The following is a 6,271-nucleotide window of genomic DNA, read 5'->3' as shown; positions in this document are numbered from 1 at the left end:
GTTGAAGGCTCAGAAGTTTTAGCCTATTCTAAAATGAAAAAAGACAAGAAAAAAGGACTTTTCTGGTAAAAGTTATTTCCTATGATTATATTAAAGACACTCGACGAGCTGAGGCTGATGCGCGAAAGTGCACAACTCGTTTCCAAAACTTTAGGAATGCTTGCCAAAGAAATAAAACCCGGCGCTACAACCAACCATTTGGATAAACTTGGTGGCGAATTCATCCGCGATCATGGTGGCGAACCTGCATTTTTAGGAATGTACGGTTTCCCAAAAAACCTTTGTATTTCGCCTAACGCAGAAGTAGTACACGGCATTCCGAACGACAAACCTTTGGTGGAAGGCGACATCCTTTCAGTAGATTGTGGTGTGTATATGAATGGTTTTTATGGCGACCATGCCTATTCATTCGAGGTGGGCGAAGTAGCTCCAGAGACCAAAAAACTGCTGAAGGTTACCAAAGAATCTTTATACAAAGGCATTGCACAGTGCGTCCGCGGAAAAAGAGTAGGAGATATCTCCAATGCCATTCAGGAACATTGTGAAAAACACGGTTATGGTGTTGTGCGCGAATTGGTTGGGCACGGTTTGGGCAGAAAAATGCACGAAGATCCTCAGGTACCGAATTACGGCAGAAAAGGCAGCGGAAAAGTTTTAAAAGACGGAATTGTACTCGCCATCGAACCTATGGTAAATTTAGGAACCGAGAAAGTGAAGTTTCACGATGACGGCTGGACAGTGACTTCTCTCGACAATTCACCTTCTGCGCATTTCGAACATGATGTCTGTATTATTAATGGCAAACCCGTTTTGCTTTCAACATTCAGCTATATTTATGAAGCGCTGGGAATTGTAAGCGACGAAGAAAAACCATTTACGCTGGATTTTTAATGAAAAAAATCGCCAAATTCCTTTTAAACAAAATCCCAAGACCAATGCTTATTAACTTAAGCATTTTTCTTCGGCCGTTGATTTATCAGTTGTTTAAAGGCAATAAATTCACCGATCCGATTGACGGCAAATCTTACCGTAAATTTTTACCTTACGGATACGGCAGACAGCGCGAAAATGCACTTTCTCCGGGAACTTTAAGCCTCGAAAGACACCGCCAAATGTGGCTTTATCTGAAAAATGAAACCGATTTTTTTACCAAAAATTATAAAGTTCTTCACATTGCGCCGGAACAGGAATTTCTAAGGAAATTTAAAAAAATGAAAAATCTGGATTATACTTCGGCAGATTTATTTTCTCCCATTGTTGATGTGAAAGCTGATATTCTAGATCTTCCGTTTGAAGATGAAAGCTTTGACATCATTTTTTGCAATCACGTTTTGGAGCATATTGAAGACGACAGAAAGGCGATGAGCGAGTTGTATCGCGTAATGAGAAAAGGCGGATGGGGAATTTTTCAGGTGCCGATGAAGAATTCTTTAGAAAAAACCTACGAAGATTTCAGTATTAAAGATCCTAAAGAAAAACAGAAACATTTCGGGCAGTACGACCACGTTCGCTGGTACGGAATGGATTATTTTGAAAGACTAAAAAGCGTTGGTTTTCAAACTGATATAAATTTTTATTCAAGAAAATTTTCCGAGCAAGACCGAAAAAAATTTGGTCTTATTGAAAATGAAATCCTTCCGGTGGTTTTCAAAACATAATCAAATTATTCTTTAATAATCTTAAAAGTTTTATCATTATTTAATTTGATAAAATAAGTTCCGGTTTTAAAATTTCGCATATCAATATCCAAGGTTTTGGCATTCTCCTTTTTTAATTCATAAACTAATTTTCCTGACACGTCAAACAATTGGACAGAATTTATTCCCACTGAATTTTGAACAGTCAAAATCGTGGTTACCGGATTTGGAGCAATTGCATATTGGGATAATTTATTTTCTGTAGTTGCAAGATTGGTGGATATAAAATGGATCTCTTCAAATATCGAATTGTGAATAACTAATGTTTTTTCATTGCCAGTATTTCCAAGGTAATAATGATAACTATGCCCAATCTCGAAAAAAGCGCATAAAGAGGCAAAAAATTGATTAACTTCTCCATTATCACCCCAATAATCTGCTAATGTGCAAGCTTTACTATTTACCGTAAACACATCCTGTCCAATAAACGATAAATTTGCTGAGACGGTATTGAAAAAAGACAAATTGAGTTGTGGATCTGTAGCTGAAAAATTGGTAACCTGTTGATAGGGCATGGATGGAGGGAACTGATCGGGTTGAACTTCACTTACCATTTTTGTAATCTTCCAATTTGTATGAAGTAAATCGGAATTCTGAGCGGAGAAAAAATTCCCGATAAATAAAAAAAATAGAAATTGTTTCATAGTTTTCTTTCAAAGATAGTTTTTCTGACATTTACTGCAAAGCGATAAAAATCCTTTTGTAACTTTAATGGTCAAACAATGTTTCACTATCTTTGCAGGGATTCACAAATTATGCGGATCAATATTATTTAATTATTCAAAAAAAGAAATAATGCACAAGGCAGGATTCGTAAATATCGTTGGGAAACCCAATGTCGGGAAATCGACACTTCTCAATAAACTGATGGGCGAAAAACTCGCAATCGTAACCCAGAAAGCACAAACCACAAGACACAGGATTTTCGGGATGTACAACGAAGAAGATTTACAGATTGTATTTTCTGATACGCCGGGAGTTTTAGATCCGAAGTACGGTTTACAGGAAAAAATGATGGATTTTGTGAAGGATTCTCTTCAGGATGCGGATGTTTTCTTGTTTATTGTTGATATTTTAGATAAAACTGAACCTTTCGAATTTTTGGTAGAAAAACTCAATAAAATTCCGGTTCCGGTTCTTATTCTGATCAATAAAATTGACGAATCCAACCAGGAAGATCTTGAAAAAGCAATGGAGCAGTGGCACGAAAGAATTCCAAAGGCTGAAATTCTTCCTATTTCTGCTTTAAAAGGTTTCAATACCGATGTAATCTTACCAAAACTGAAATCTTTGCTTCCGGAAAATCCACCATATTACGATAAAGACCTTTATACCGATAAGCCTGAAAGATTCTTCGTTAACGAAGCAATCCGCGAAAAAATCCTGTTGAATTACGAGAAAGAAATTCCTTATTCTGTAGAAGTTGTTACCGAAATGTTTAAGGAAAAAGAAGGAATTATCTTCATCGATTCCATTATTTATGTTGAAAGAGACACCCAAAAAGGAATTATTATCGGTCATAAAGGTGAAGCCATTAAGAAAGTTGGAACAGAAGCGCGACTTGATCTGGAAAAATTCTTCGCCAAAAAAATACATCTGAATCTTTTTGTAAAAGTGAAAAAAGACTGGCGGAAAAATGAAAGGGATTTAAAGAATTTCGGATATCGATAAACAAAAAAGCCCAGCCATTGCGTTTTACAAAGGATTTTCTTATTTTTGGTAAAAATTGATACATGAATTATTTTACTTCAACGAAAAGCAATCCTTTAATTATAGATCTTGTTCTTCTTGTTATTAGAATTTTTGTTGGTTTTGCAATGCTGTCGCATGGTTTTCCTAAATTGCAGGACCTGCTTTCAGGTGAAGAAATTCAGTTTTTCAGTTTTATGGGTCTGAGTGCTAAAACATCGCTCACCTTAGCGGTTTTTGCTGAATTTGTGTGTTCTATTTTTATCATCCTCGGCCTTTTTACGAGGTTTGCAGTATTCTTTCTGATTATTACAATGGCTGTTGCCGGACTTATTGTACACGGCGGAGATCCTTTCCAGAAAAAAGAAACCAGTTTGCTATATCTCTCTGTTTATCTCATGCTTTTTGCTTTCGGTCCGGGGAAATTCTCGGTCGATTACATGATTGGCAGAAGGAAAGAAAACAATTGGTAACATCAGCTTACATTGAAAATTACAAATGCATTAACGCAAGTTTCTGCATTTTTTTATAAAACAAAATCTACTATTTATGAGAATTAAACTAACATTAGTTGCCCTTCTCTACGCAGGATTTACTTTTGCGCAGGAGAGCATAACCTACCAGCAGCCTTCTGCTGAAATTCTTCAGCTTGCAGATTTCCAGCGGGCACCAAGTGTAATGATGGACAGTAAAAAGGAATGGCTCATTTTTTCTTACCGCCCAACGTACAAATCTCTTGATGATCTTAATCAGGAAGAAATGCGCCTTGCAGGTTTACGGGTAAATCCTGTGACCAATATTTCGAGTACGATAACATACGTTAATAACTTAAAAATTAGAAAGTTAAAAGACAAAAACGAAATTCAGGTTAAAGGGCTTCCGTCGAACGCTAAAATTGCTTACACCAGCTTTTCACCAGACGAAAAGAAACTTGCATTTACCAACACCACAGCCAAAGGAGTAGAACTTTGGATACTTGATCTGGCCACTGCTACCGCAAAAAAACTTACAGGCGATCATCTGAATGCCAATTTAGGCACTCCGTATGTTTGGATGAAAGATTCGGAAACACTTTTGGTAAAGCAGATTCCTGCCAACAGAAGTGCGCTGATTGATGATAAAAAAATGCTTCCGGCCGGACCTACGGTTTCTAACGCTGACGGAAAAGTATCCCAAAACAGAACCTATCAGGATTTGCTTAAAAATCCACAGGATGAAGCCAATTTCGAAACTTTAGCCAAAGCAGAACTTGTAAAAGTTTCGCTTAACGGGAACCAGCAGCCTTTCAAGCCGGCAGCAATTTATTCAGGGATGAGTTTTTCACCGGACGGAAGCTACTTGATGCTCACGACCATCCAGCGACCTTATTCTTATATCGTTCCGCTGAGCCGTTTCCCGATGACTTCTACAGTTTTCGATAAAGACGGAAATTCAGTGAAAACTGTAAATGAAATTCCGCTCACTGAAATTATGCCTAAAGGATTTTCTTCGGTAAGAACCGGAAAAAGAAATATGAGCTGGAGAGACGATCAGCCTGCAACTTTAGTATATGCAGAAGCATTAGATGGAGGCGACCAATCTAAAAATGTAGATTACCGCGACGAGATTTTCCTTTGGGAAGCACCTTTCAACAATACACCGAAATCTTTTTTTAAAACCAAACAGCGTTTCAGCGGTATCGATTGGTCAAATGGAGATTTCGCCATTATTTCCGACAGTTGGTATGATACGAGAAATACCAAATCTTATCTCATCAATTTAAAGAATAACAGTTCAAAAATCATTGACGACCGCAATTATCAGGATGTTTACAGTGATCCTGGTAACTTTAATACCACAAAAAACCAATACGGAAGAACGGTTATTGATACCAAAAACAACAAAGCGTATCTTGTAGGCGAAGGATTTACAAAAGACGGCCAGTTTCCTTTTATTGATGAAGTAGATATGAGTTCTTCATCGAAAAAGAGAATTTACACCTCGAAACTGAAGAATTCCAAAGAAAATATCATCGATATTTTAGATGCGAAATCCGGAAATGTTCTTGTGGTAGAACAGTCATCCAACCAATATCCAAATTATTCTATCAGAAATATTAAAAACGGAAAGGGAACTGCGGTAACTCATTTCGCAAATCCTTTTGAAAGCATTAAAAATGTATACAAAGAGGTAATTAAATACAAAAGAAATGATGGAGTAGAACTTACCGGAACGCTTTATCTGCCTGCAAACTTCGACAGAAAAAACCCGAAAGAAAAATTACCTCTGCTAATTTGGGCTTATCCTACAGAATACAAAGACAAAAATACCGCAGGACAAAACACCCAAAATCCTAACGATTTTACTTTCCCAAGTTACGGTTCGTTTATTTATTGGGTAAACAAAGGTTACGCGGTTTTGGATGATGCTGCTTTCCCCATTATTGGTGAAGGAAAAGCAGAACCGAACGATACATTTTTGCCTCAGTTGGTTGCCAACGGTAAGGCAGCCATTGATGCCGTAGATAAATTAGGCTATATCGACAGATCCAAAGTTGCAGTTGGCGGACATTCTTACGGCGCATTTATGACTGCAAACTTGTTGACGCATTCTAAAGATTATGCTTGTGGAATTGCCAGAAGCGGGGCTTATAACAGAACACTTACGCCGTTTGGATTCCAGTCTGAGCAAAGAAATTATTGGGATGTACCGGAAGTTTACAACACCATGTCGCCATTTATGAATGCTGACAAGATGAAAACGCCAATGTTGCTGATTCACGGTGAAGCTGATAATAATCCGGGAACATTTACTTTGCAAACGGAAAGGTATTTCCAGGCACTGAAAAATCTTGGTGCACCGGTAAGAATGGTACTTTTGCCAAAAGAATCTCATGGGTATGCAGC

General features: G+C 37.6%; 6 protein-coding genes. 5 read left to right on the top strand and 1 reads right to left on the bottom strand.

Annotated features, from left to right (window positions below):
* Positions 1-81 precede the first annotated feature (81 nt).
* Positions 82-891 (top strand): type I methionyl aminopeptidase, encoded by an 810-nt coding sequence (map, locus tag V5N63_RS01215; RefSeq protein WP_265144446.1) that lies wholly within the window; start codon positions 82-84, stop codon positions 889-891.
* Positions 891-1,658, top strand: a complete 768-nt coding sequence (locus V5N63_RS01210; protein ID WP_332032272.1) for a class I SAM-dependent methyltransferase — start codon at positions 891-893, stop codon at positions 1,656-1,658. The genes map and V5N63_RS01210 overlap by 1 nt, the downstream gene beginning before the upstream one ends.
* 5 nt (positions 1,659-1,663) lie before the next feature.
* Here V5N63_RS01210 and V5N63_RS01205 read toward each other — a convergent pair whose 3' ends face one another.
* Positions 1,664-2,341, bottom strand: a complete 678-nt coding sequence (locus V5N63_RS01205) for a T9SS type A sorting domain-containing protein (RefSeq protein ID WP_332032270.1) — start codon at positions 2,339-2,341, stop codon at positions 1,664-1,666.
* Positions 2,342-2,492: 151 nt separating this feature from the next.
* Here V5N63_RS01205 and era point away from each other — a divergent pair, with 151 nt between their 5' ends.
* The 3 genes from era to V5N63_RS01190 all read left to right on the top strand — a co-directional run.
* Positions 2,493-3,368, top strand: a complete 876-nt coding sequence (gene era, locus V5N63_RS01200; RefSeq protein ID WP_088469171.1) for a GTPase Era — start codon at positions 2,493-2,495, stop codon at positions 3,366-3,368.
* 62 nt (positions 3,369-3,430) lie between these two features.
* Positions 3,431-3,859 carry a DoxX family protein gene (locus tag V5N63_RS01195; protein WP_332032268.1) on the top strand — a complete coding sequence of 143 codons (429 nt, stop codon included), beginning with the start codon at positions 3,431-3,433 and terminating at the stop codon, positions 3,857-3,859.
* Between the two features lie 76 nt (positions 3,860-3,935).
* The coding region (locus V5N63_RS01190) for an alpha/beta hydrolase family protein (protein WP_332032266.1) at positions 3,936-6,271 on the top strand (2,336 nt) is incomplete at its 3' end.

It is taken from the genome of Kaistella sp. (genome assembly GCF_032060305.1).
GTDB classification, from domain to species: Bacteria; Bacteroidota; Bacteroidia; order Flavobacteriales; family Weeksellaceae; genus Kaistella; species Kaistella yananensis.
This window is presented reverse-complemented; position numbering and strand designations above follow the sequence as displayed.

Excerpts from the sequence above, each read along its gene's own strand:
- map (WP_265144446.1), top strand. The coding sequence starts at position 82 with ATGATTATATTAAAGACACTCGACGAGCTGAGGCTGATGCGCGAAAGT.
- V5N63_RS01210 (WP_332032272.1), top strand. The coding sequence starts at position 891 with ATGAAAAAAATCGCCAAATTCCTTTTAAACAAAATCCCAAGACCAATG.
- V5N63_RS01205 (WP_332032270.1), bottom strand. The coding sequence starts at position 2,341 with ATGAAACAATTTCTATTTTTTTTATTTATCGGGAATTTTTTCTCCGCT.
- era (WP_088469171.1), top strand. The coding sequence starts at position 2,493 with ATGCACAAGGCAGGATTCGTAAATATCGTTGGGAAACCCAATGTCGGG.
- V5N63_RS01195 (WP_332032268.1), top strand. The coding sequence starts at position 3,431 with ATGAATTATTTTACTTCAACGAAAAGCAATCCTTTAATTATAGATCTT.